General features: G+C 56.6%; 21 protein-coding genes. 17 read left to right on the plus strand and 4 right to left on the minus strand.

Translation table 11 applies throughout. The features are described 5' to 3' along the window. The first annotated feature begins 9 nt into the window (after positions 1-9). The 6 genes from ABJT94_RS16070 to ABJT94_RS16095 all read left to right on the plus strand — a co-directional run bounded on the left by ABJT94_RS16070 (position 10) and on the right by ABJT94_RS16095 (position 6,869). A complete protein-coding gene (locus tag ABJT94_RS16070; RefSeq protein WP_348476457.1) occupies positions 10-1,032 on the plus strand; it encodes a LacI family DNA-binding transcriptional regulator in 1,023 nt (340 codons plus the stop codon). 267 nt (positions 1,033-1,299) lie between these two features. Next, positions 1,300-2,511: an extracellular solute-binding protein gene (locus tag ABJT94_RS16075; RefSeq protein WP_348476459.1), complete on the plus strand. Its 1,212-nt coding sequence runs from the start codon at positions 1,300-1,302 to the stop codon at positions 2,509-2,511. A gap of 82 nt (positions 2,512-2,593) precedes the next feature. Further along, positions 2,594-3,598 carry a sugar ABC transporter permease gene (locus ABJT94_RS16080; protein ID WP_348476460.1) on the plus strand — a complete coding sequence of 335 codons (1,005 nt, stop codon included), beginning with the start codon at positions 2,594-2,596 and terminating at the stop codon, positions 3,596-3,598. Then, positions 3,598-4,464 (plus strand): carbohydrate ABC transporter permease, encoded by an 867-nt coding sequence (locus ABJT94_RS16085; RefSeq protein WP_348476461.1) that lies wholly within the window; start codon positions 3,598-3,600, stop codon positions 4,462-4,464. The genes ABJT94_RS16080 and ABJT94_RS16085 overlap by 1 nt, the downstream gene beginning before the upstream one ends. A gap of 47 nt (positions 4,465-4,511) precedes the next feature. After that, positions 4,512-5,846: a GH1 family beta-glucosidase gene (locus ABJT94_RS16090; protein WP_348476462.1), complete on the plus strand. Its 1,335-nt coding sequence runs from the start codon at positions 4,512-4,514 to the stop codon at positions 5,844-5,846. Between the two features lie 177 nt (positions 5,847-6,023). Then, complete coding sequence (locus tag ABJT94_RS16095; RefSeq protein ID WP_348476464.1) at positions 6,024-6,869, plus strand: transporter substrate-binding domain-containing protein; 846 nt, start codon at positions 6,024-6,026, stop codon at positions 6,867-6,869. A 6-nt stretch (positions 6,870-6,875) separates the two neighbouring features. Here ABJT94_RS16095 and ABJT94_RS16100 read toward each other — a convergent pair whose 3' ends face one another. Beyond that, the gene (locus tag ABJT94_RS16100; RefSeq protein ID WP_348476465.1) at positions 6,876-7,940 is read right to left on the minus strand and encodes a Gfo/Idh/MocA family oxidoreductase; all 1,065 of its coding nucleotides are present in this window, start codon (positions 7,938-7,940) and stop codon (positions 6,876-6,878) included. Between the two features lie 330 nt (positions 7,941-8,270). Between ABJT94_RS16100 and ABJT94_RS16105 the strand changes: the two genes are divergently transcribed. The 6 genes from ABJT94_RS16105 (at position 8,271) to ABJT94_RS16130 (ending at position 15,455) form a co-directional block, all read left to right on the plus strand. After that, entirely contained in the window at positions 8,271-10,502 is a 2,232-nt protein-coding gene (locus tag ABJT94_RS16105) for a DUF1631 family protein (RefSeq protein WP_348476466.1), read from the plus strand. A gap of 420 nt (positions 10,503-10,922) precedes the next feature. Further along, positions 10,923-11,090: a hypothetical protein gene (locus tag ABJT94_RS16110; protein ID WP_164743820.1), complete on the plus strand. Its 168-nt coding sequence runs from the start codon at positions 10,923-10,925 to the stop codon at positions 11,088-11,090. Positions 11,091-11,441: 351 nt separating this feature from the next. Then, positions 11,442-11,906 carry an Mpo1-like protein gene (locus tag ABJT94_RS16115; RefSeq protein WP_348476468.1) on the plus strand — a complete coding sequence of 155 codons (465 nt, stop codon included), beginning with the start codon at positions 11,442-11,444 and terminating at the stop codon, positions 11,904-11,906. Between the two features lie 59 nt (positions 11,907-11,965). Next, on the plus strand, positions 11,966-12,598 hold the full coding sequence (locus ABJT94_RS16120) for an SAM-dependent methyltransferase (RefSeq protein ID WP_348476469.1): 633 nt from the start codon (positions 11,966-11,968) through the stop codon (positions 12,596-12,598). 137 nt (positions 12,599-12,735) lie between these two features. Then, positions 12,736-14,463, plus strand: coding sequence for a hypothetical protein (locus tag ABJT94_RS16125; RefSeq protein ID WP_348476470.1), 1,728 nt, complete (start codon positions 12,736-12,738; stop codon positions 14,461-14,463). 215 nt (positions 14,464-14,678) lie between these two features. Beyond that, a complete protein-coding gene (locus ABJT94_RS16130; RefSeq protein ID WP_348476471.1) occupies positions 14,679-15,455 on the plus strand; it encodes a TSUP family transporter in 777 nt (258 codons plus the stop codon). Here the strand turns inward: ABJT94_RS16130 and ABJT94_RS16135 are convergent. Then, positions 15,439-16,239, minus strand: coding sequence for a transporter substrate-binding domain-containing protein (locus tag ABJT94_RS16135; RefSeq protein WP_348476472.1), 801 nt, complete (start codon positions 16,237-16,239; stop codon positions 15,439-15,441). The two genes, ABJT94_RS16130 and ABJT94_RS16135, sit on opposite strands and share 17 nt — an antisense overlap. Before the next feature lie 526 nt (positions 16,240-16,765). Between ABJT94_RS16135 and doeB2 the strand changes: the two genes are divergently transcribed. The 5 genes from doeB2 (at position 16,766) to ABJT94_RS16160 (ending at position 23,479) form a co-directional block, all read left to right on the plus strand. After that, positions 16,766-17,953, plus strand: a complete 1,188-nt coding sequence (doeB2, locus tag ABJT94_RS16140) for a N(2)-acetyl-L-2,4-diaminobutanoate deacetylase DoeB2 (RefSeq protein WP_348476474.1) — start codon at positions 16,766-16,768, stop codon at positions 17,951-17,953. 155 nt (positions 17,954-18,108) lie between these two features. Continuing rightward, complete coding sequence (locus ABJT94_RS16145; protein WP_348476475.1) at positions 18,109-19,386, plus strand: aspartate aminotransferase family protein; 1,278 nt, start codon at positions 18,109-18,111, stop codon at positions 19,384-19,386. Continuing rightward, on the plus strand, positions 19,383-20,738 hold the full coding sequence (gene doeA / locus ABJT94_RS16150) for an ectoine hydrolase (RefSeq protein WP_348476476.1): 1,356 nt from the start codon (positions 19,383-19,385) through the stop codon (positions 20,736-20,738). Before ABJT94_RS16145 ends, doeA begins: the two co-directional genes overlap by 4 nt. Positions 20,739-20,768: 30 nt before the next feature. Continuing rightward, complete coding sequence (locus tag ABJT94_RS16155; protein ID WP_348476478.1) at positions 20,769-22,142, plus strand: NAD-dependent succinate-semialdehyde dehydrogenase; 1,374 nt, start codon at positions 20,769-20,771, stop codon at positions 22,140-22,142. A 92-nt stretch (positions 22,143-22,234) separates the two neighbouring features. Then, entirely contained in the window at positions 22,235-23,479 is a 1,245-nt protein-coding gene (locus tag ABJT94_RS16160) for a hypothetical protein (RefSeq protein ID WP_348476479.1), read from the plus strand. A 2-nt stretch (positions 23,480-23,481) separates the two neighbouring features. On the opposite strand, the gene ABJT94_RS16165 is transcribed toward ABJT94_RS16160, so the two are convergent. Beyond that, on the minus strand, positions 23,482-26,139 hold the full coding sequence (locus ABJT94_RS16165) for a nitrate reductase (protein WP_348476481.1): 2,658 nt from the start codon (positions 26,137-26,139) through the stop codon (positions 23,482-23,484). Beyond that, positions 26,136-26,528 carry a nitrite reductase small subunit NirD gene (nirD, locus tag ABJT94_RS16170; RefSeq protein WP_348476482.1) on the minus strand — a complete coding sequence of 131 codons (393 nt, stop codon included), beginning with the start codon at positions 26,526-26,528 and terminating at the stop codon, positions 26,136-26,138. The genes ABJT94_RS16165 and nirD overlap by 4 nt, the downstream gene beginning before the upstream one ends. Between the last annotated feature and the right edge of the window lie 2 nt (positions 26,529-26,530).

A 26,530-nucleotide genomic window follows, 5' to 3' on the forward strand; every position in this document is an offset into this window, starting at 1 on the left:
ATCTGATCTATGGCCACAATTCGTGAGGTTTCCAAGCGAGCCGGTGTTTCAGTTGCAACCGTCAGCCGGGTGGTTAATGGTAATCAGAAAGTGGTGGAAGCGACTCGCCAGAAAGTGCTCGAGGCCATGTCGGAACTGGGTTATGAACCCAATTCGTTTGCCCGCAGTCTGGCGACCAATAAGTCGGAAACCATCGGTATGGTGGTGGGTGAGCTGGCCGGCCCGTTCTTCGGTGAAATGATGCAGTTTGCCGAGCGGGTCATTCGCGACGAAGGCAAACACCTGATCATCACCAGCGGTCATGCATCTCTGGCCGAAGAGCGCGATGCTATTGAATTTTTGCTCAAACGCCGTTGCGATGCACTGATCTTACACCTCGATCTGATGTCCGATGCCGAGATACTCAAACGGGTTGATGCTGAACAAACGCCCATCATTCTGGTTAACCGGTTGGTTCCGGAACTGATTGATCAGTGTATCTACCTCGATAATGAAGCCGGTGGTTATCTCGCAACACAGCATCTTATTGAGCTCGGTCACCGGCGCATCGCCTGTATTACCGGGCCGCTCTACAAATCCGATGCCCGCGATCGCCTGACCGGCTATCGCAATGCCCTTAAAATGGCCGACATCCCCTACGACGATCAATTGGTGGTGGAAGGCGATTATCTGGAGCAGGGCGGGGAGGCCGCTCTGGAACGCTTGTTCCGGCGAGATGCCCGATTCAGCGGACTGGTCGCGAGCAACGATCTGATGGCCATCGGGGTGATCAAGGCGTTGCGTCGCAATGGTCTCAGCGTGCCCGATGACTGCAGCGTCGTGGGGTACGACGATGTCGTCATGGCGGGCTATATTGAACCGGGGCTGACCACGGTTCGCGTTCCCATTGAACAGTTTGGTGCAGAGGCCGGCCGTTTGGCGCTGAATCTTGGCGAAGGGCACAGCTTTACCGTGCAGCACCTGTTTCAGCCGACGCTGGTTGAACGGGCTTCAACCCGGGTTTACAGGCCTGAGAAACAAAAGCCCGGGTAACGGGCTGTTTTTTTTGTTATCTCTTGTAACCGGTTACACCTTTGGCTGTTAAACCACCTTGTCCCAAGGCACATTAGCCCCTCATCAGAGCTCGAAACAGCATTAATAGAGCTGCAGGCAGTTGACACCAAAGTTTTCTCTCTTTATCGTTATGTAACCGGTTACATGACATTGCTTTCCGAAGCAGTCGCATCGGCCGCTGTGCTGTCACAGGGCGCAGTCGCAATACCAAACCACAAAAACAAGAAGTTGTCTGGAGAGAATATTATGAAACATACACAAGGACTGGGCCTGGCACTGGCCTCACTGACGCTGGCTGGCGGCGCCATGGCGGCCGATCTGAGACTGGATGGTTTCCCCGATTACGACAGTCAGCTGGAAGCGATTCTGGGCGGGTTCCCGGCACACAATGTCGACATGCTGATGAACGAGCACGGCGGCCACCACGATAAACTCAAGACCAACCTGGCGACCGGCAGTGGCGCAGGTGATGTGGTATTGATCGACCGGAACTTTGTTGGCTCCTTCGTGAACCAGGGCGGCTTCGTCGACCTGACTGACGAATTCGCTCCCTACAGAGACAACTTTGCCCCCTATGCCGTTACTCAGGGGCAGGGTAATGATGGTAATCAATATGCCGTACCGGTCGATCTGGGTCCTGGCGTCGTCTACTACCGCCGCGACTACATGGAAGACATGGGCTATGACCTCGACGAGGTAATGACCGACTGGGATTCCTACCTCGATTACGGTCGTGCATTGAAAGAAGACGGCATTCTGCTGATCGGCAACGCCAATGCCGTCGCGACCGCCTACTGGAACTTTAACGTTGAACCCGGTAATGGCCTATATTTTGATTCAGAGGGTGAACCGCTGGTCACTTCCGACCGCTTCAAGCGCGCCTTCGAACTGGCCAAAACCGTGCGCGATGAAGGCATGGATGGCAATATTTCTGAGTGGACCGAAGAGTGGTACGCCGGTTTCCGCGAAGGCCGATTTGCGACACAAATGTCGGGAGCCTGGTTGCTGGGTCACCTGCAAAACTGGATGGCACCGGAAACCTCGGGTAACTGGGGCGTCAGCAATTTGCCTGACAACACTTACGGAACCTGGGGCGGCTCCTTTCTGGCCATTCCGCGTCAGTCAGAGCAGCCTGAAGCAGCCTGGGATCTGATCGAATACATGATCAGCGAAGACATTCAGCTGGCCGGTTTCCAGAATATTGCGGCCTTCCCGGCGCACACCGCCACCTACGATAACCCCATGTTCAATGAGCCTATCGACTTCCTTCGCGGCCAGAGAGCACGTGTTCTGTTTGCCGATATCGCTGAAAACGTAACACCGGTCGAACCGCACGAAGGTGATCAGATTGCCGAGTCACTGATCGGCACCGCACTCGAACAAGTGTTGAACGATGGCATGGACATCGATACGGCACTGGCCAATGCCGAACGTCAGATCAAGCGTCGCGTACGCTAATTTGACGGGTTAACTCCAGGGCGGCATCACCACTGATGCCGCCTTTTTATTTCCAATTCATTCAACTTCCCGGATTGCGGCCATGACGACCACCGAGATGACTGATCCGACGACCGCGCAGGAAAACGCCCAGCGCGATAAGTCGGACCGTCAGCGTACTTTCTGGCATAAAACCACCCCTTACTGGTTTATGTCTCCCTACATCATTATTTTCGGCACCTTCGGCATCTTCCCGGTGCTGTTTATGATCTATCTGTCGTTTCACACCTGGAATCCCGTCGCCGGGCTGGGCACCATGGAATACGTCGGCCTGGAAAACTACGTACTCAGCCTGACCGACCCGACCCTGTGGCAGACCTTGTGGAATACGTTCCTGATGGCATTGTATTCGGGCATCCCCCAGCACCTGGTTGCCTTGCCATTGGCATACTTGCTGGTGCAACTGGGCAAGCGCGCGCGTCACTGGCTGACCACTGCCTATTTTCTACCCTACGTGACCTCGACCATTGCCATTTCGATGATTTTCTTTGTCATGTTTTCCAAAGAGAGCGGCATTATTAACCAGGCATTGACGGGGCTGGCCAATGGCAGCCTGACGGCCTGGGCTTTTGGCTGGCTGAATGATGTGATGCCTCTGGGCTGGGTGCAGGAAAACAGCCTGATCCGCTACTCCGTCTCCTTTGTGGTTTTCTGGAAGTACGTGGGTTTCAACATTGTTATCTACACCGCCGGCCTGGCCACCATCTCCGATGAGCTCTACGAAGCCGCCATCATCGACGGTGCCAACAGCTGGCAACGCTTTACCCGCATTGCGCTGCCCTTACTGCGTCCGTTCATCTTTTTTGCGGTGACACTCACCATCATTGGCAATATGAATCTGTTCGACGAACCCTATGTACTGACGCGTGGCTTGCAACAGGCGTCCACCAACGGCATGACCATTTCCAACTATCTCTATCGAGTTGCCTGGGAATGGCTCGATATGGGCAGTGCCGCTGCCATCTCCTGGATTCTGTTTATGGTCATTGGCCTGCTTACCGGGCTGTATTTCTGGTTCTTTGGCCGTCGTGGTCTGGGAGGCGAATAATGAAAGCACTGACGCCAGTACAAAAAGAAAACCTGGACGGAATGTTTCGCATGCTGGGAAAGGCATTGTTGTGGACGGCCCTGCTAACCGCGGTGGTCTTCACGGTTTTCCCCTTCCTGTGGTCATTGCTGATGGCCACGCACGACCGCACCACCATGTTCAGTTCAGGCTTGAACCTGACGCTGGGAGATCAACTGGTTGCCAACTATCACCGCCTGCTGGATATCATGGATTTCTGGGTGGGGATGTTTAACAGTTTTTCCGTAGCGCTGCTGGGTACCATAACCTCTTTGCTGTTCTGCAGCATGTGTGGCTACGCACTGGCCGTGTTTGAATTTCGAGGTCGTAAAGTACTGTTCGGCATGATGATTTGCTCTATGATGCTGCCGCCCATTCTGACGCTGATTCCTTATTACATGGTGATCAACGCCATCGGTCTGAGCAACACCCATCTGGCTGTCTGGTTGCCGTTCAGTATTAACCCCTTTGGTATATTTCTGATTCGCCAGTACGTGGTTGCCTCTGTTCCCAAAGACCTGCTTGAAGCCGCCAAGCTCGATGGTGCCAGCGCCTTTCGCACCTACTGGAGTGTGGTTTTGCCCCTGTTGCGGCCTGGCCTGGCAACCCTGGCGATCGTGCAATTCGTGTTTCTGTGGAACAACTTCCTGCAACCGCTGGTGGTGCTGACCAGCAGTGACAAGATGGTGATCACCCAGATGTTGCGCAGCGTCCAGGGGGTTCCGAATACGCCCTGGGGCGCACTGATGCTGGGCACTTTTATTTCAATTCTGCCCCTGGTGTTGATCTATATGGCGGCCAGTAAGCAAATGATCAGCGGCCTCACCAGCGGTGCCGTAAAAAATTGATGAAGTTTGCGGGGGCGGAGTCTGCCCCCGGTATTTAGGAGAATGGTATGAGTTTTAAATTACCCGAAGCGTCACCCTTGCAGCGTTCCGATTTCCTGTTTGGTGTTGCTACCGCTTCCTTTCAAGTAGAAGGGGCGACGACTGAAGATGGCCGGGGCGAGAGCATCTGGGACCGGTTTTGTGATACCCCTGGGCGCGTTTTGGGCGGCGACAATGGCATGCCTGCCTGCGATCACTACCACCGCTGGGCCGACGACCTGGACATGGTCAAATCACTGGGGTTCGATGCCTATCGTTTCTCCATCGCCTGGCCGCGCATCGAACCGGAATCAGGTGTCTGGAACGACAAGGGGTTTGATTTCTACGACCGACTGGTCGATGGCATGCTTGAGCGGGGCATCAAACCCTATGCAACGCTTTACCACTGGGATTTGCCCCAGTATCTGGGCGAACGCGGCGGTTGGGTCAATCGCGATACCGCCTACCGGTTTGCCGATTACGCCGATCGGGTTACCCGGGTGCTGGGCAATCGCGTGAGCAGTTACGCTACCCTCAATGAGCCTTGGTGTTCGGCTTTTTTGAGTTACCGGCTGGGCATTCATGCCCCGGGTCTGAAAGACGATCGAATGGGGTTTCAGGCGGCGCACCACCTGCTGTTGGCGCACGGCCTGGCCTTGCCGCGCATGAGAGACAACGCGCCGGCGTCAGAGCATGGCATTGTGTTGAACTTCACGCCGGCTTACCCGGAAACCGATTCGCAAGCCGATCGGGCAGCTGCCGCTTACAGTGATGAAGAAAATAGCCACTTCTACCTGGAGCCGCTGTTGACCGGTCACTACCCAAGTGCGGTTGCCGAACGGCACCCCGAATGGATGCCAACGGTCTACCCTGGCGATATGGACACCATAGCCGCAGACCTTGATTTTCTGGGCATCAATTTCTACACCCGCGCCGTGATCACCGCCAGTGGTGACAATGATTACGATGGCGTACCACAGCAAGCCGCAAAAACCGACATTGGCTGGGAAATCTATCCACAAGCGCTGACCGACCTGTTAACCGGGTTCAAGGCGCGGTATGACAATCTGCCGCCGGTCTATATCACCGAGAACGGCGCGGCCGACAATACCCCGGTAACCAACGGCGAAGTGAACGACCAGCTTCGCGTAGGTTACTACGATGCGCATTTGAATGCGGTTGACCGTGCGATTCAGGCCGGCGTGGATGTGCAGGGCTATTTTGCCTGGAGCCTGATGGACAACTTCGAATGGGCCGAGGGCTACAGCCAGCGCTTTGGCATTGTGCATGTAAATTATGACACTCAGGTGAGAACGCCCAAGGCCAGTGCGCTGGCGTTCAAGGCGTTTCTTGCCGCCCGCTGAAGGCAATACCCGCCCGGACACCTGTCCGGGTTTTTGTCATTTTTCGTTTGCCCATCTATTATTGACCCTGGGGTTCCGGATCAGGGAGGAGCAGGGGCGCAGGCGTTGAATCCGCACCATCTGAATGAGTACATGATCTTGACGGCTCTTTTGTCCGAATCGGGGCACGCATACATAATGATCTTTAGAGTAACCGGCTGGTTTCAACGTTTGGTGATGGTGTGTTTGCTCGGCACCCTGGCCTCGGTTCAGGCCGAGCAAGTCCAGTCAGACACTGCAATGGCGGGAGCATCAGAGCACAGCTGCACGCGGCTGACTGCGACGGGCAACCCCGAATACCCTCCCTATTTGTGGCAGGAACCCGGCTCCCGGCGCGGACTGATTGGCGCGAATAAAACCATCATGCAAGCCCTAAGCGAGCGCCTGGGCATCCCGATTGAAGTGATCTACACCGGCCCCTGGTCCCGTGCACAGGAAGAAGTGCGGGTCGGGCGTATTGATCTGATCGCCGGTGCTTTCTATACCCTGCCGCGAACGGCCTACATGGATTACATTGAACCGGCGTTTCTGACCACCCGCTCGGTCGTCTGGAAGCGGTCGCTGGTCGCCTTCGAGTACAGTGAATGGGCAGATCTTAAACCCTATGAAGGCGCCACGGTCATCAACAACAGTTTTGGACAGAGCTTCGATGAATTTGCCAGCGTCAATCTCAGTATTGATAACGTCACCAGCCTGCCACAGGCGTTTCGCATGCTGGCACAAGGGCGGGTTGATTACGTGCTTTATGAGGAATATCCCGGTCTGGCCTATGCGGCGGAACTTGATCTCGACTTTGTCATCGAGCAAATAGAACCGCCGGTCAGTTCGGAAGGGTTGTTCCTTACGATCTCCCGACGTTCACCGTGCAACACCGAGGCTTTTCGGGCCGAGCTGATGCGCATTATGACTGAGCTGGTTGAAGACGGCACCGCACAACGCGCGCTGAACGAAGGGTTGGAAACCTGGTCCCTGACCAGCCAATAAGGCAGGTCAGGCGCCGGGGTAGTGCCAGTCGAGGCGTTTCCCCAGGGCAGAGGAATGCTCTGCCAGTTCCAGAGTGTAGATCAGCGCGCAGGCATCTTCAGGGTTGACTGGTGGGGCCGTACCGTTTTGAATGGCACTGGCCAGAGTGCTGAAATAGCCCTGGTAGTGTCCCGCTGAACAGTCTTCGGGTTGTCCGGCCAGGGCTCCGTCTTCAGTGGCGCGATAACGGTGTGCTGACTGTGGCTGCCCGGCACCGGGGTACTCCGGGAGCCAGGGCATCTGACCGGCGCGCAAGGCTTCCTCCTGCGGATCCAGCCCCCAGCACTGCCAGCTGCCGCGTTCGAAACGGGCGTTAAAGCGCTGCATGGGTCCGGCCTCAAACGGGGTAGAGCCCAGGGTTACCAGCAGGCCGGGGTAATAGAGCATGACTTCAAACCAGTCGTGGGTGGTACCACCCGGTCGCAGCGTCCTCAATGTAGCCTGCAGGGACTCTGGCGAGCCCAGTAAATGCAGTGCCTGATCCAGTAAATGCGGTCCCAGATCCCAGAAAATACCGCTCGCCGGGCCGGGTTGCTCGCGCCAGCGATTCTGGGGCACGGGTCTGAACCGGTCGAACCGGCTGGTCAGATGCCTGAGCTTACCCAGTTCTCCAGATGCCATCATCGCCTTCAAATGCAGAAAGTCACCGTCGAATCGCCGGTTTTGATAGACCGTCATTATACGTCCGCGCTTTTCAGCCAGCCGCGTCAGCGATTCTATCTCCTCCAGGGAGGTGACCGATGGTTTCTCCAGCAGCACATCCTTGCCAGCTTCCAGTGCCGCTTTGGCAAGCGGAAAATGCAGGGCGTTGGGCGCGGTGATGATGATTAGGTCGAGCTCTGGCGATGCGATCAGTTGCCCGGCGTCCGCCACGACGTGAGTGTCCGGGTAGCGTTCCAGCACGGCGTCCGGTTGCCGGCTGCATACGGCGCTCAGCTCAAATTCGGGGAGGCTTTGAATAAAAGGCGCATGAAAAACCCGACCCGAGAGACCATAGCCAATAATGCCGGTTCGAATAGCTGGGTGTGCCATGGGTGCAGTACCTTTTTTATCGTTTAACCCACATTTAACCCAGTTGGTCTGGTCCGTCACAAGTATCAAACTGTAACAGGCTGGAGCGGATGAGTACCGTCATAAAGTAGTGCGCCAGAAAATTGCCACTTACTGAATGGCTGCAAGAGTGCGATGCCATTAGCCAATAGATTGACTGATTGACCCGGGTGAAAAGAGTCGAAAGAGTGACGCAGTCGACACTTCAGGGTTTTGCCCGGTTTGGTTCCGGAACAGAGTGAACTGGGTCCCAGATTTTGACGAATGAAACCGTACATTAGGCAGCCTAACGTTACTCCAAGTGGATCGACCATGAACACAGCCAAGGTTACAGACCTGCGCCAACATCTCAGCAAGGTACCGCACAAAGCCGATACAGCCAGGCTGGACGCGCTATCGCGGCGGTTTGTCGCGCTGCTGCCGGCCTTGCTGGATGAGTTCTTTGTCGCGTCCGATGATTTCCTGTTCCGACTCGCCGAAAAAACCACAGATGGTTTCGAATCCGGCGCCTACTTCGACAGCCTGCGCGCCCTTCGGCTCGAAAAGAACAGCATTCGCGAAGCCATTATCAAAGGGGTAAAAAACTACACCGATGAAGTGGCGGAAGGCCAGTTGGAGGCTGAGTCGACCCATGCAGCCCCCAAGGCGACAGAATTGTCGCTGATGGAAGACGACACGCTGGAACGTGGCCTGGCCATCGACAGCTTTACCAACCGAATTCTCGAGCGGTCCGGTGACCAGTGGCTGGCGTTCCGGGAGCGCCTGGGTGTGCTGACCGGCCGCAAAGACCTTAAGAATGAACAAACCCCCTACAACCCCGAAGTGCTTGGACGCATTTCCATGGGTGCGCTGGAGGGGGGTAACTGGTCGCTGAAAACAACCCTCATGCTGTTCCGGTTGTTTGATCAGAAGGCCGTTTCCAAGCTGCTGGTCTTTTACCAGTCGAATAACAGCTGGTTGATCGAAGAAGGCATTCTGCCCAATCTCAAGCTGTTGAATGCGTCGTCACCAAGCCGTCCGGATGTCACCAGTGCCGATACCTTCGAGCAACTGGGCCAAATGCTGAACCAGCGCTTGTATGGCGACAACCCGGGCGGGCAGGCCCCGCTGGGCGGTGGCTATGGCGGCGCCGGTAGTGGCTATGGGGGATCGGGTCCGGGCAACTTTGGTGCTGGTATGGCAGGGCAGGGCGGGCCGGGTGTTATGGTCGGTGCCGATGCACTGCAGGCGCTGATGGGCAATCTGACCCGGGTGCAGACCCAGGCCAGTGCCGCACCGGTATCGTTGGATCTGGGTGAAATGAAACTCTGGGCCCAGGCTCAGGCGCAGCAAGTCACCGCCCAGGTTCAGGGAACCCAGGAAGCCGGTACGGTTTCACTGGTGGCCATGCTGTTTGAATACATTCTCGATGACCAGAAACTGTCGGCGCACATGAAGCAATTGATGGCGCGCATGCAGATTCCTATCATTAAGGTGGCCTTGCTCGATAAAGAGTTTTTTACCGAATCGGAACATCCGGCCCGGCTGTTGTTAAACCGGATGGCGCGTGCCGCGACCGGCTGGCAGCCAGACGAGCAACTCGAAGACGATGTTCTGCTCGATGGCATGGAGCGCATCGTTACCCGCCTCAATCACGAGTTCGAAACCGACCTGGCCATGTTCGACGCGGCCCTGAGTGAGTTTGATGATCTCAAGGCCGAGTACGATGCGCTTCAGGAGGCTCGCCTGACGCCCATGGTCGAAGCTGAGGAAACTCAGTTCGAGGCGCATCAGAATCAGGACCGGGCAAGGCTGTTTATGGATACCTTGCTCGAAGGCGAGACGCTACCAGAAGATGCCGAGCATTTGCTCAAGCGTCACTGGTACCGGCTGATGCGTGGTATCTACAACGCACACGGTGAAGGCAAGGCCTGGAAAACCAGTGCCCGTATTGCTCGCGAGCTGGTCTGGAGTCTACAACCAAACATTCAGGTAACCGAGTCGGTGCGGTTCAGCAAATTGTTGCCCAACCTGAGGTCTGGTTTGCTGGATGGCCTGAAAGCCCTGGGTCTGAACGAAGGCGAACGCGACCGACTGGTGTCTGCCATCGATGAATGGCACCAGCCCCGGCATCAGCCGCTGACGGAGAGTGTATGGGCCGACCAGGAACGACTGGACGCCTTTGCAGAGCGGTCAGCCCGTGCAGATGAACTGGTCGAAGGGCCGCAACCGCTGCCGGTCGATGAACCCGTTGTTCAACACAAGCCTGCCGACCTGACCTATTACATGGATATGGTGGCAAGGTTTGAAACCGGATGCTGGTTCGAGATCGAGAACCAGTCGGGCAAGATCGAACGGGGTTGTCTGACGGCTATCGTTGGCCTGGGCAGCAAGTATATTTTCACTGACCATCAGGGCAGCAAGGTAGCAGAGCGCTCGGCGATTGGTCTGGCTATGGCGTTGCGCAACGACGCCTTCAAAGTGGTGGACGACGCCCCGCTGTTTGACCGCGTTATCGACACCCTGGTATCAGAGCTTGGCGAGTCGGGTAAAACCCGGCATTGATTCGCCCCTGGCTGGTGCTGAAAAACCCGCTTCATGAAGCGGGTTTTTTTATGGCCCCGGAAGCCGTAGATTTTTCAGCCTCGACTGTATGCAAAGGGTCATTGACGACGCTAAGTTATAAATGTTTGTCTGATTCATGTGCAGAAATTAACCAGTGGTCAGAGTAGAGTAGTTGAGTACCCAATCTGACACGCAAAATCTGACGGTAAACATGGTACTTACTAAGTTATTGAAAATGGCTTCCTGCCTTTTTCAATAACACGAGAAGCAAAAATTGCGATTTTTACTTCTCTCACAAAATCAATGACTTAACAGTCATTAATTTTGCCGGAACATCCTTGTTCCGGTCGCAGCCCGATGAAATTCGCTGAATTTCAACGGCCTACTAATCCTCAGAATACTGAGTTCAAGGTGAACACAATGGAGAAGAAAGCAACCGCCAAGCAGTCGTTCCTCGCCTTTTTGGGTGTGGTCAGCAAGTCCAAATCGCGTCGTCGTGGTAACCACACAACGCTGGACCGGCTATCACGTCCTGAAGTGCGCGACGAGCTGTCCCTAAAGGGTGTAGCGGTTCTTAGCGACAACTGATCGTCGCCGCCCGATGAATTGAAGATCGGGCAAAGGCAGGATGCCAACGACAGCGATACCCCAAGGGGTATCGTCAGGGCGGTATTACCCTCACCAGGTTGTTGAAAAAGGCTTCCTGACTTTTTCAAAACACGAGAATCCAGCATTGCGATTGTTACTTCTTTCACAAAATCAATGACTTAACAGTCATCGATTTTGCCGGAACATCGGTGTTCCGGTAGCAGTCCGCTGAAATTCGGTGATTTTCAATAGCCTGCTATAAATCGCCCCTGCTGTTCTACCGGCCGCTGACCCGCTATGCTGTTGTGTCTGATTTATTGACGGGACACTTACCTAGCGGGAGGTACGATCATGGCCAACTCTCTCGAGACCTGGTTAAGCGAATACGGCGAGAGCCATCAAAACCCCACCAACAAAAAAGTCCACTGGGTGTGTGTGCCGGTCATATTCTGGTGCGTACTGGCGTTGTTGTGGCAAATTCCGCTTGGGCCGAACCCGATCATGAATGCAGCGGTTGTGTTGATCGCCATCAGCATTCTGTTTTATTCGCGTCTGTCATGGACACTGACCATCGGCATGGGCATTCTGGTCGCGGTGTCGGTGGCACTGATTCTCGGTTACGAATCGCTCAGGCTACCCCTGCCACTGTGGATCTTTGCGTTGAGTCTGTTTGTCTTGGCCTGGGTGGGGCAATTCTGGGGGCACCGCATCGAAGGCAAAAAGCCCAGCTTCTTCAAGGATATCCAGTTCCTGTTAATTGGCCCGGCCTGGTTGCTCAGTTTTGTTTACCAGCGCCTGGGGATTCCATTGAAGTAACAGGGTGTGTTCCCCGACCCATTTGCGATTAACGAGTTTTAAGTAGCTGGAGAAATTCTTTGTCTAAAAATTCCTTGTCCAGGCATCAGATGTCTGCCCACGGTCTGACCTTTTTAAAAGCCAGTCACCCGGTAATCAAAACCCTGAAATACAGTGTTGGCGATGCCAACCTGCATGGTAATAAGGTCTGGGATTCCAGCTTTGTATTAATGGATTACCTGCTGATCGACCCGATTCCCGAAGAGCGGGTGGTGTTTGATATTGGCTGTGGCTGGGGACCAACCAGTTTGTTTTTGATGAACCAGTTCAAGTCCAGAGTCATGTCCATAGACGCGGACGACTCTGTCGAGCCCTATCTGCAGCTGCATGGTGAACTGAATGAGTTAAAACCCGTCTTCTGGCAGCGTAAAATCAAGCAGCTGAAAACAGCCGATCTGTCGATGGCCGATACGGTGGTCGGGGGCGATATCTGCTTTTGGGATAGTCTGGGTGACGAATGGAAAACGCTGATCAAACGGGCCAAAAAAGCAGGTGTGCGCCAGATTCTGATCGCAGACCCCGGGCGCCAGCCTTTTTACGATCTGGCTGACTGGGCGGTGAAAAAGCATAACGCCGAGCTTTGGGAACACGATATCACTAAGCCGGTGAAAGCCACCAGCTATGTGCTGGATATTCCACTGAATGCGGAATGACACCCCCTGAAGTGTCATGCTATTGGTAATCCTGGCTCAACTTTTAGGGGCAGCGGGCGATAACACTGACAGTGAAATTTGCCGGATCGCCCAGACATGAAACAAGCCACTGCCACAATCAACTTGAGACCCCGCTCATGAGCCTGGCCAGAGCACTGCGACCTCTGCTGCTGGGCTGGGCAGTCTTGCTGCCATTGTCGGCAACGGCAATGGAGTTCAGTCTGGATCTTGGCCTTGCCAGTGGCGAAAACGCGGTCGGCTGGGGTGTAGCCAGTCATGCCCAGTTCATGCAAAGCACCCGCTGGGGGCTGGACCTGGGCTATCGCTATCACAGCGAACTGGAATACCCGACCGACAACGGTACCCTGAATCACGATTTCAGCCAGTATGAAATGGGTCTTATTTGGCAACAGGGCCACATCGGCGCCCGCTTTCAGGGCGTTGCAGGGATTATTCTGGCCGGTGGCGATGTGGTCGGCAACGCCGGAGAAGCGGTTTTGAATGCCGGAGCACTCGGCTATCACCTCGATGCAGACATTAGCGCACCCGTGGCAGAGGGGTTGCGGGTGTTTGCCAATGCGGGTTATCAGGGTTATTACAGTGGCGATATGCCCGCTCAGTGGCGCTGGCGTTACGGTCTGCGCTATGTGTTTGGCGAGCGCATGTCGGCAGCAGAACGGGACGCCCGCGCCCGGGCCGAGGCCGCTCAGGCTCAGCCACAAAATGCTGGCGACAGTGCGGCGACCGCTCAACCCGAGCGTCGGATGCAACCAATTCCAACCTATTTGTCGCAGTCTTTACCCCCCATCATAGAACGCTCTGAACTGTGCAAGTGCTTCCCGGCCGGGCCGTTCACCCTGCAACTGGGTCAGTTTCCCAATATGGAGCGAGCGGTTCGTGCCATGGAATATCGGGGCTTGCGTCAGTTCTTTACCACGGTGGCCTACGATCGGGATCCGCAACCGGTCTTTCTGGCTCAGGCCGACCCCGATGGCCCGGTTGGCCTGTTTCTGGGTGAATATGAGCAGTTGGCCGACAGTGAAATCTGGCGACGCCGGTTGCGGCTCAGTGGTATTGAGGGACGCATTCGCCAGGTAGTGGGCAATGACGGACGCATTGAAAACCGCACAGTCGATGCGAGCGCCCAGGCAAGAGCGCCACAGTACACAGCTGAAGAAATACGTCGGATGAACTCGGTGCAATCAGAAGCCGGTGACAGTGCAGAACAGGATCGTCAGGCGATGAATCAGGCATCGGGAAACAGCGTGGCAACGGCCAGTGCCGCGACAACCGTAGCAGACGAATCGGACTACGTGGCAGGAACTCTGGTGCTGGGGCCAGTCAGCGCAGCTACGCTGACCAACTGGATGTCGGAGCCACCCATGCGGGACGCACTGCTGACCGACACCAACCGCCGCTTGCCCGGTCGTCACCGGCTGATTTGGGATGCAGCCCGCAACCAGGCCTGGGTCTATCTGGACCAGTTTGCATCCACCCGACAAATCGATGAATGGCAAGCCTGGCTGGAGCGCAATGACCAGCAGGCAAGCTTGCAACAGAGGCCGCGGCTGCCCATCGGTGATATCTATGTGTATCACCTGGGTAAGGCGTTACAGGGTTACAGCCTAGAGCTTTACCAGCAGGCCGATGCCGGAGATATGTTGCAGCGGCTGGTGTCTGCGGAGGTGCTCTGGTTCCAGGCTTACCAGTCCATCAACGATGAGCCGCCAACCCTGGTGGTGCAATGGCAGGCCTCAGATCAGCGTTATCATTTGATCGCAACCGGCTTTGCCCGCGATAATGACGCCCGACGCGCCTGGCAAAACCTGAGCAGCGTTGGCCTGATGCCGGTGCTTCAGGAGTAACGCGGGTCAATGTAGGCGCCAAACTTCCAACTTAGGGGCGTGGTCCGCGCCGGCTACCGGTAGTGCCTCTGAGGGGTCGGCGTGAACCCATCCCTGGGGCCTAGACCGCAACATCCATGTTGCGGACTCCCCCTCAGAGGCACCACCGGCACCCGCCGCTCGCAATGTGCTAATGCCCAATCTCTAGTTATAAACTGCCCAGGGGGAAATTAACCATGGAGTGGTCTTTCACCATTCTCTTTATTTTGTTTGCGGTCGCCATGCTGGCCGGTTGGGTCGATACTCTGGCCGGGGGTGGTGGTTTGATTTCGTTGCCTGCCATGTTGTTGCTGGGCGTTCCGCCGGTCAGTGCGCTGGCGACGAACAAGGCTCAGGGCGTAGTGGGAACACTGACTGCGTCGGTGACATTACTGTTGAAAGGCCATTTGCGCGGGCAAGCCTTGCTCTGGCGTCTGGTTGCTGCGGGTTTGGGCGCTGCTCTGGGCAGTTGGCTGGTGCAGGGCGTGGATACCGGCTGGCTGGAATGGCTGGTACCGCTGTTGTTAATCAGCGTCGCCGCGTATTTCTGGTTTACCCCGAATCTGGGCAGCATCGAGACCAAAGCGCATCAGTCAGAACGGCAATGGACGGTGACCTGGGCGCCGGCGGTCGGCTTTTACGATGGCTTTTTCGGGCCGGGTGCCGGCTCGTTTTACGCGGCAACCGGGGTGGCTTTTCGGGGGCAGACATTACTGGCCGCGACAATCTCGGCCAAGCCACTGAATTTCATGTCGAATGTTGTGTCGCTGGCGGTGTTTTCAGCGGGTGGTCAGGTGGTTTGGGTCATTGGATTTGCGATGATGCTGGGGCAGGTGTTGGGGGCCTTCGTTGGCAGTCATACCATGCTCAGTGGTGGTGCGCGACTGATTCGTCCGATCGTGATCACCATGTGTGTGCTAATGTCGTTCAGTCAGGTGGCGCAATCGATGGGCTGGATCAATCTGGCTGGCTAACGGGCTCTGTCGTGGGCTCCGCGGTATCGAGTTCATAATCACCGGCTTCAAATGCATCGAAGTAGGATTGATAACGTCCGGTGTCTCTGAACGCCTGCAACTGGGTGTTGAACTCACCAAGCAGAGCTTCACTGTCTGGCGCGGAGCGCGGCAGCAGCAAGTAACTTTTATTGACCAGCAAGGCCTTGGGGTGGTGGGTAATCTGCGCTGCTGCTTCGGGGCGCACGGTTTTTGAAATATTGAAGTAGCCGACGTTGATCTCCTGCGGGTAGGCGTCAATGCGCCCAGCCAGCAGCATATTCACCGTTGATGCCTCGCTGGCAACCCATTCTATGTCCAGAACCCCAGCTTCCACCGCGGCATCGAAGGCTGGGCCATAGCTGTAACCCAACACGCCCGCGAGTTTGAGGCCCGACAAGTCAGAAAATTCCTGCCATTCGAACGCCCGGTCGGCCCGGTGAAAGAATACAAAGCGTTCGTCCAGAATAGGGGCGCTGTAAAGCATGTCGTCGTGGCGGTCGGGCGCATCCATCCATACCGCAGTTGCGTCGTACTCGCCGGATACGGTGCCTACATACGCCCGGCGCCAGGGCACCAGTCGATACTCAACCTCAATGCCGGATTCGGCAAATACATCGCTGATCAGATGAGCAATAAAGCCGAAATGCTTTTGATCCGGTGTCAGAAACGGTGGCCAACCCCCTGTACTGATCACAACCTGAGCCTGTACCGGGCCGATGAGCAGAGACGCTGCCAGCAGGATGATTCTGAATTGGGAACGCATTATTCATTCCAGTGTTCATCTTGTTGAAACAGTATAGCCAACTCCGTCTTGAATGGCCGAATTAATTGGGCGCTGACAGGTGCGCTTGCTCGGCGTTAAACGTTTTATGCCCCTTACTATTAGGGGCCTAATGGTTATTCCCCTCAAGAATAATACAACCGGAAATACCGTGAAAATTGTGCGTCAACAAATGAGATTTCAAGCGTCTGTTTCGCGCCTGTTTTACCCCGTTTTCGAGTCAGTTTCGAACCTGGAAAATACGGTGTAATTGATTGATATAGAAAGGAAAAACGGTGCTACATGGTCTGCTTTAATGAGGTTGGCCTAACACCGGTAAAACTATTGGGGTTAGCCGGGTTTCCCACCAGCCGGAAAAAAACCTTGCAAGGCTTCCGCTTATGAAACTAGGGTGGGTAAGAGCCTCGATGACAGGTCTGTGGGGATCAAAACATTTTACCGGCAGATCCACGATGTTCAGTAATAACGGCTAGATTGATAGAGACAAACAAACAGAGGTAACTCGAACGTGTCAGCACGAACTTCATCGTCAAGCGATTCAAACTGGGCACTGGCCATTGAAGATGCCATCGCGTTGCGTCGCGATTTGCATCGCCAGCCAGAGTTGAGTTGGTCTGAGCAACGCACGGCGGCAACGCTGCGTCAGAAGCTCACGGCGCTGGGTATCGACTGGCGGGTCTGTGCCGATACCGGCACGGTGGCGACACTGGCCCCCAGGGCCCCGGGCCGGCACATAGCGCTGCGCGCCGATATCGATGCCTTGCCCATCGAAGAGAACAGCGGCGTTGCCTGGACATCCCACAACCAGGGTTGCATGCACGCTTGCGGTCATGATGGCCATGCAGCCACGCTGTTTGCCGCCACCCAATGGCTGAAGTCTCAGGAAGACGTTTTGCCCGGCCCGGTGACTTTGCTGTTTCAGCCGGCCGAAGAGGGCGGGCACGGCGCCAAACGAATGATCGAAGACGGTGCCCTGAACGGCGTTGATGCCGTGTTTGGCTGGCACAACTGGCCGGCGATTCCTTTTGGTCAGGCGGTCTGTCCGGATGGCGCTGTTATGGCGGGTAACGGCACCTTCAAGCTGGTGGTCAAAGGCCAGGGTGGCCATGCCAGCCAACCTGAATTGTGCCGGGATCCGGTTCTGGCCGGGTCAGCCATTGTTGTGGCCTTGCAGCAAGCTGTGAGCCGTCGGCTACCGGCGCAGAATGCGACCGTATTGAGCGTTACCTCTTTTGATGCACGCAGTGGCGTTACGGTGATTCCCGATCAGGCCGTGCTCGAAGGCAGTTTTCGCCTGGCCGACCCTGACATGCGCGAACCGCTGACGCAGATGATTGAGGAGATTGCCACCGCCACAGCGCAAGCTTATGGCGTTACCTGTCAGGTAGAGGTATTTCCGCGATATTCGGCTACGGTTAACCATGCGGCTGAAGCGGCGGAATACCGGGCAGCACTGGCAGCACAGCTGGGCGAGGGCGCGTTGAGCGACACCACCCGGTTGCCGATTATGGCATCCGAAGACTTCAGCTATTACTTACAGGTTTGCCCGGGTGCCTTTGCGCTGGTCGGCTCCGGAGACGGTGAAACGGCACATGAAGTGCCCTGTCACAGTCCGAACTACGATTTTAACGATGCGCTTATTGACCCGGTGGCGCGCATTTATGCCCGTATTGCGGGCGTCCCGATTCCGGAATGACCGGATTATCTGGCCAGAAACAGAACTTTCTGGCCTGGCATCGTTCCAGGCGACGGTGTCACTCAAACACCCGAAGTCGCGGTACCGTGAAGTAAAACCGAACAGACCGGGCTACTAAAAAATGATTGTCTCAACACACAACTGGAGGGGTTGAAATGGACGTATTTGAAAAGTGGGAATCTGATATCCGTGGCTACTGCCGGTTGTATCCGACAGTGTTCAAGTCGGCGTCGAATGCACGCCAGGTCGATGAAGCGGGCAAATCCTATGTGGATTTTTTTGCCGGTGCCGGGGTTCTTAACTTCGGTCACAACAACGAACGCATGAAAAAGGCGCTGATCGAATTCATCCAGAACGATGGCGTGGCGCACAGCCTCGATATGTACACCACGGTCAAGCGCGATTTCATTCAGTCGTTCGCCCAGACCATTCTTGAACCGCGTAAGATGAACTACAAGATGCAGTTCATGGGCCCGACCGGCACCAATGCCGTTGAAGCGGCGATGAAGCTGGCGCGTAAGGTCACTGGCCGGCAAACCATTGTGGCCTACAGCCACGGTTTTCATGGGATGACACTGGGGGCACTGGCTGCCACCGCGAACAGCTATTTCCGTAACGCCGCCGGCGTGCCGCTGAACCATGTGCTGCGTCAGCCTTTTGGCTGCGAAACCCAATGCAAGGGCTGTACGCTGGGGTGTGGTGTTGATTCGGTCGATCGGCTGCGCGCGCTATACGCTGATCCGAGCAGTGGCCTGGAGCCACCCGCGGCCTTTCTGGTGGAAGCCATTCAAGCCGAAGGCGGGGTTCATGTCGCCTCTAAAGAGTGGTTGCAAGCGGTGCAAAAGCTGGCGCATGACCTGGGGGCTTTGTTCATCATCGATGACATTCAGGCCGGGTGTGGCCGCACCGGCAAGTACTTCAGTTTCGACGATATGGGTCTGGATCCGGACATCGTCACGCTGGCCAAAGGCATCGGCGGCTTTGGTACACCGCTGGCGATGAACCTGGTGCATCCGGAGCACGACAAGCACTGGGGCCCGGGTGAACACACCGGTACCTTCCGCGGTCAGGGATTCTCGTTTGTGGCCGGCGTTCAGGCGCTGAGCTACTTCAAAGACGATGGCCTGATGACCGAAGTGGTCACCAAAGGCAAGGAAATGAAAGAACACCTCGATGGCATTTGCGCCGAGCACGGCAGCAAGGCCTTTCAGGTGCGTGGCAAAGGCATGATGCAAGCCATCGATCTGGGCGACGGTGCCCTGGCGAAAGACGTGGCACGGCGGTGTTTTGAAGCCGGCTTGCTGATCGGTGCCTGCGGTATCGGTGGGCGGGTGCTCAAACTGATTCCGCCACTGACGATTCCCAACGCGGACTTGCACGAAGGCCTGGCAACCTTGTCGAAAGCCATTGGAGACGCACTGGAGGCGGCATGAAACAACGCGAGGACATGACGTTTCCATTCGATGAGTACGTGCGTCGACTGGACGGACTGCGCGAGCGTATGGCCAGCCGGTTGCTGGATGCGGTGGTAATCACCGACCCGGAAAACCTGATGTATCTGACCGATTATCAGACCACCGGGTACTCTTTCTTTCAGGCACTTGTTGTACCGCTGGAGGACGAGCCGTTCATGATCACCCGGGCGCTGGAGGAGTCGAATGTTCATGCCCGAACCTGGGTGGAGCGTACCCGGCCCTATCCGGATACCGGTGATGCCATTCAGATGCTGGTTGAGGCGTTGCGCGAGTTTGGCCTGAACGGGAAGAGCATTGGCTACGAGCGTAACAGCTATTTTTTCCCGGCCTATCATCAGGACAGCATTCACACCACCTTTTTGGACGGTTCTCTGAACGACTGTTTTGGCATTGTCGAGGAAGGGCGTATCTGCAAGTCACCGGCCGAGCTGGATGTGATGCGCAAGGCCGCCCGGGCCACCGAGGCCGGCATGAAAGCCGGTTTCGAGGCCACGGTGGCCGGTGCCACCGAAAACGACATCGGTGCGGCCATTTCGGCCGCCATGTTTCGTGCCGGTGGCGAGCCGCCGGCCGTGATGCCCTACGTCACCTCCGGCCCCCGGTCGATGATCGGCCATGCAACCTGGGAAGGCCGCACAGTGCAACCGGGTGAACATGTATTTCTGGAAGTGGGCGGCTGTTACCGGCGCTATCATACCGCCATGATGCGCACTATTGTGCTGGGCGATTTGTCAGCGTCGATGCACCACGCCCAGGAGCGCATGAAGCATGCGCTGCGTGAGGTGAAGAAACTGATTCGACCCGGGCTGACGGTTTCGGATGTGGATAACCTAGTGCGCAACATCATCACCGACAACGACGTCGGGGCGCGGCTGGTCACTCGTTCCGGCTATTCGATCGGAATCGCCTTTCCGCCCAGCTGGGACGAGGGTTACATCATCAGTCTCAAGCAGGGTGACTCCCAGGTGCTGCGCGAGGGTATGACGTTTCACATCATTCCCTGGATGTGGGGCGTCGATGGCAACAAGACCGTTGGCATATCAGACACCATTTATGTGACGGATCGTGGTTGTCAGTCTTTCTTCGATCTGGATGAGGACTTCGTCGTCAAACCGGAATTTGCAGCGCGTGAACTCAGTGCGAATACACCAGCCCGGTTAACCGATGTGTCGGGCAAGCCACTCAGCGCAGAATCTCAATCCAAGGCTGATGAAAACACGGCCAAGAGAAAGGGAGCGTCTCGCGATCCGTCCAAAAAAGTCAGCAGCAAGAACAGCGAAAAAGTCAGCAGTGAAGTGGCTGGCTCCTAAGCCATAGCGATAAACCGAGGAGAACGAGACATGTTGACCGCCACCGATCCGTCCACAGGCAAGCTTCTGCATGAAGTGCCTGCGGCCACCTCCGCACAGGTTGAGGATATCCTGTCGCGTGCCGAAACGGCTTTCAAAAGCTGGCGGACCCGCTCTTACAACGAGCGCGCCGAGGTATTGCTGAAGGTCGCCAAATTGATGCGCGACGATGTCGACCGTCTGGCCATTCTGATGACCGAAGAAATGGGCAAACCGATTAAGGAAGCACGTGCTGAAGTCATCAAATCGGCCTGGTGTGCCGAGCATTATGCGGAAAACGCTGAGGCCTATTTGCAGCCGCAGACTCTGGGTTCCGATGCAACGCTGAGTTACGTACAGCATTTGCCGCTGGGTGTCATTCTTGGCATCTTGCCCTGGAACGCGCCGTTCTGGCTGGCGTTCCGGTATGCCGCGCCGACGCTGATGGCGGGTAATACCTGCGTCATGAAACACGACCCGCACGTGCCTGCCTGTGCCCAGGCGATTGCCGATCTGTTTGTTCAGGTGGGTGCACCGGCCGATATTTTTCAAAACCTGCCGCTGGAAACGCCAGCCGTTGAGGCGGTGATACGCGACAAGCGCATTCAGGCGGTGTCGTTCACCGGTTCCGAAAAAGGCGGCGGTGCAGTGGCGTCCATTGCTGCCTCTGAAATCAAGCACTCAGTACTGGAGCTGGGTGGTTCTGATCCGTGCATCGTATTGGCGGACGCCAATCTCGATGAAGCAGCCGATATCATCACGTTGTCGCGCATCATCAATGCCGGCCAGAGTTGCATCGCCGCCAAGCGCATCATTGTTGAAGCATCGGTCTATGACAGCCTGGTCGACAAAGTGCATGAACGGCTGGCCCGCCTGAAGATGGGCGACCCCCGGGACGAAACCACGGACATTGGACCGATCGCCCGGGCCGATCTGCGCGATAACCTGCATCGCCAGGTAACGGTATCGATTGAAGCCGGAGCTCGCTGTTTGCTCGGCGGTGAAATGCCTTCGGGTGCCGGTTATTTTTATCCGGTTACTTTGCTGGCTGATGTCACCGAGTCGATGGTGGCCAGTTGCGAGGAAACCTTTGGTCCGGTTGCCGTGATCATGAAAGCCGAGAGTGAAGATCACGCCATCGCCATTGCCAATAACAGTGACTACGGTTTGGCGGCAGCAGTCTGGACCCGCGCTGATCGTGGCGAAGCCATTGCGCGCCAGCTTGAAGTCGGCCAGGTAGCGGTAAATGGCATTGTTAAAACTGATCCGCGCCTGCCCAGTGGTGGCATCAAACGATCCGGCATGGGCCGGGAGCTGGGGCCACACGGCATTCGCGAATTCGTTAACGCCCAGCAAGTCTGGATTGGTCCCAAACAGGGCAGTTAACACGCTCAAAACGTGCCTCCGCCCGGAGGCACGGTGTTTTCAGAAAACCGGTCTACACTCTGCTTATTGCGTCACGGGGATAAGTGGGTCTGATGCGTTCGGCCAGTCTGAAAGTGCGTTTCACATTACTGATCATCTCGTATCTGGTCAGCGTCTCGTTTGCTACCAGGGCTGAAACGATTCTTCGTCTGGGTACAGACGTCATGCCACCTTATTTGTTTGAATCTCCCGATCAATCGTTGCAGGGGGATGCGAAGCATACCCTGGACTGTGTTTTTGAGCAGTTGCCCGATTATCAGTTTCACACGGCCATTGCGCCCTGGCCCAGAGTGGTTCGTCTGGCTCACCGGGGTGATATTGATGGCTGGTTTCTTTATGTGCAAAACGCAGGCAGCGATGATTTTGCGGTGCTGTCTGATCCGTTGCTGCTGGAATCCTGGTACTGGTACAGCCTGGATGATGTGTCGGATGCCACCCTGGAAGATCTCAGGGATGAAACCGTTCTGGTCATGAACGGTACCTATCAGGCCATCTGGCTGCAAAGCCAGGGGTTTAGCGAATTCTTCAGCGTTGGGTCAACCGATAGCCTGATTCGTGCCTTTCTGGCGGGCCGCGCGCGGCATTTACTGGTGAGTGAAACCGTTTTTAACGAGGCCGTGGCTCGTTTGAATGGGGAGCTATCGGCCATTAATCAGCGCTTTGTGGGGTTTATTCCGCTTGGTTTGTACATTACCGATGCGTTCTCCAGTGAACACCCCGGGTTTATCAGTGAATTCAACGCAGCTGCTACCGGGTGCCGTATTGATCAGGTTGGGTTAACCGCTGAGAATGAGCAGTCGTTGGCCAATCTGGTCGCGCCTCTGTCGCGCTGGCTAGCGTCCGACTGGGTGCTTGAGCCGGTGTTGCTGGCCAATGCGCGCAACCGGCAATTATCCCCTGATGAAATCTACCGGATAGACCGGCAATGGGTCGATGAAGTACGAACTGGCAATTTCGACCTGGTCGCCGAGGTGCTCAGCCGTGACCTGTCTACCCGTTTGGCGCTGATTCGTCGCCAGTCTCAAGGCGTGTTCAGTGAACTGTTCATCACCGATATTCACGGTGTCACCCTGGGCACCAGTACTATCACGTCGGACTGGTTTCAGGGCGATGAAGGGCCATTCGATGCCATTGTTACCCGACGTGAACCGGTTCAGATAGACGCCATTGCCTACGATGAATCGACCCGCCAGTTTTTGTCCCAGATCGCTTTGCCGATTCGCGATAGCAACGGCGACCTTATTGGCATGCTGGTGGCTGGAGTGAACGTTGAGAACGCCCTGAAAGGATTGCAATAATCTCAAGCGGTTTCGACGGTCACTGCCGCTACCTTGCACGCCTGAACCAGGCCACTGACTTCCTCCAGGCAACTGCCACACTGGGTGCTGCATTTCAGGGCGCGTTGAACCTCGGCCAATCCGGCCTCCGAATGCCGGGTCAGGTAATTCTCTATGTCCCGTTCGTACACTGAATAACAGGTGCAGATCAGATCGCCACGCGGGTTGGCTTCGCCCGGTTTACCCGTCAGCCAGTCTTCCAGTGACACCTCATCATTTTGCCAGTGTTGCTGCAGCCAGTCGGTATCCGGCACCGGTCGTTGCCGGTCACTCAGGCCGAGCCAGTAGGAAGGTGTCTGGCCCGAAGGGCTGGCCTGTTGAAACCAGTGCTGCTCTGAATCCGTCAGGGTAATACCGGTATTGGGCGCAACGCTTTGCCAGTGTTCAGATATGTCACTCAGGGTCCGGTTGGTATAAAACAGGGTCCACAGCCATTGTGCGCCCAGCGACCGTTTAAACCAGACGGCACCCCGAGCGAGGGTCTCGGGCAGGTGCTCGGCAACGTAGGTACCCGCACAACTGATCGACATCGGTTCTACAGACACCAGTGCATGTTTGCTTTCCGGCTGACCCGATTGCGGATCGACAACGGGCGGAATCACTCGGGCGACACCGCCAGCTGCGGCAAAGGTTTCGTTCCAGTGCATGGGTGCAAAGGCATCTCCGCGCCGCTGGCTGCTGTCCAGAGCCAGCACGGCGACAAAGCGGCCAAACGCATTGGTTACTCTTACCGGCTGGCCCTCGAGCAGATCACGTTCGGCTGCATCGGCCGGGTGCAAGGTGAGGCAAAAGTCCGGCCGGTGTTGGCCAAGCCGACTGACCAGACCCGTGCGGGTCATGCTATGCCACTGATCGCGCAGCCGGCCAGTATTCAGTCGCAACTGCTTGCCCGCTGCGTCAGGCTCGGCGGGTGCGACCGGAACAAACCGGGCACGACCGTTAGCAGTGGCAAAACGGCCATCACCAAACAGGCGGGCACGGGATCGGCCCTCGGCGTCATAGGGCCACTGGCTGGGTGCCAGGTTGTCGTATTCACGCGGCGTCAGGTTGGTTAACGGCTGTAAGCCAAATTGCCGGTTGGGTGCCGATTCAAAGACGCTCATGGCAGCGTGCTCGGCAAAGATAGCCGCCGGGCCGCTGTAGTTGAAGGCGGCCTCATAACCCAGCCGTTTGCCGACTTCAGCCATGGCCCACCAGTCGGGTTTTGCGTCACCCGGTGGTAGCAGAAAGCCACGCTGTCGCGACAGACAGCGTTCGGAGTTGGTAACGGTGCCGTCTTTCTCGCCCCAGGCGAGTGCCGGCAAGATGACATCGGCGTAGGCCAGGGTGTCGTTGTCGGTGACCACATCCGAGACGATCACGGTCTCGACCCGGGCCAGGGCTTCACGCACCCGGTTGGCGTCGGGCAAGCTGGCCAGCGGGTTCGTGGCCATGATCCACAGAACCTTTATTTCCCCTCGCGCCGCCGCTTCAAACAGATCAACCGCTTTCAAACCGGGCTTGCGGGCCAGGTTGGGTGCATTCCAGAACCGGGTAACGGCATTGCAGTCCGTCTCTGTAAATCCGCGGTGGCTGGCCAGTTGATTGGCCAGGCCGCCGACTTCCCGGCCGCCCATGGCGTTGGGTTGGCCGGTGATGGAAAAGGGCGTAGCGCCCACTTTGCTAATGCGACCGGTGGCCAGATGCAGATTGATAATTGCCTGGCTTTTGGCCACACCGGAGCGGCTCTGGTTAATGCCCATCGACCAGGCGGTGACGGTCTTGGGCGTGGTGGTTAACCAGTCAAAGAATTGCAGTAAGTCTACCAGCGCCAGGCCGCAATCATCCGCCAGGGCCGCCCAGTTCGCGCCGGCATGGTGCCGTGCGGCGGCCAGGGTGTCTTCAAATTGCTGGGTATGGTGGTCAATGAAGTCGGTATCCAGTACGTTGTTGTCGGCCAGCCAGGCCAGCGCGCCGTTGAATAGCCGGCCATCGGTTCCGGGTTTGAGCGGCAGGTGCAAGTCGGCCGCCCGGCTGGTATCGGTAGCGCGCGGGTCTATTACCACCAGTCGCATTTGTGGTCGCGCCTTGCGCGCTGCCTGCAACCGCTGAAACAGCACCGGGTGGGCCCAGGCCAGGTTAGAGCCCACCAGTATCACCAAATCGGCCTGTTCCAGGTCGTTATAGCAACCGGGTACCGCATCTTCCCCCAGCGATTGCTGATAAGCCGCCACCGCCGACGACATGCACAGCCGGGAATTGGTATCCAGGTTTGCGGTGCCGAGAAAGCCCTTGGCGAGTTTGTTGGCGACGTAATAGTCTTCGGTCAGCAATTGGCCGGACAGGTAAAAACCAAGGCTGTCGGGGCCGGTTTCAGTGCGGACCCTGTCGATCGTTTGGCTGATAAAGTCGAGTGCGGTGTCCCAACTGACGGTCTTGCCTGCCAGTTTGGGTCGCAACAGGCGTTGCTGCAGCGGCAGTATCTCACCCAAATGCGTACCTTTTACACAAAGTCGCCCCTGGTTAGCCGGGTGATCGGCCAGGCCACTGACCTGAATGTCGCGATCGCCGCTGCGCGGAATTTCCACGCCGCAGCCAACGCCGCAATAGGCGCAGGTGGTGTGCAGACGGCGATCGGTCATACCCACTCGATCTCGACCTGGCCATCGACAATACGCGCGTTCCAGACCGGCACTTGCCAGGTGTCGTCTTCCAGGCAACGGCCGGTTTCCAGTGAGAAGTGATGTTTGTACAGCGGAGCCGCGACGACAGGTTCGCTGTTAATGTCACCGAGCAAGCCACGCGCCATAACGTTGGCACCGCTGGCCGGGTCCTGATTGGCCAGGGCGTAGACTCGTTGCGATTGAGTCAGCTGTCCGTCACCCGGTAACAGGAACAGGGCAATTTGCTGCCCGAGCACTAACGCAGCGACGCCGGAGCCGGGTACCAGATCATCGACGGAACAGACCTGAACCCAGGGGCTGGTTCCGGACCGGTGTGTTTGGGTTTGCGATTGGGCATTGGCAGTCATGT

Origin of the sequence: Saccharospirillum sp., assembly GCF_039982735.1 — a bacterium.
Lineage (GTDB): Bacteria > Pseudomonadota > Gammaproteobacteria > Pseudomonadales > Natronospirillaceae > Saccharospirillum.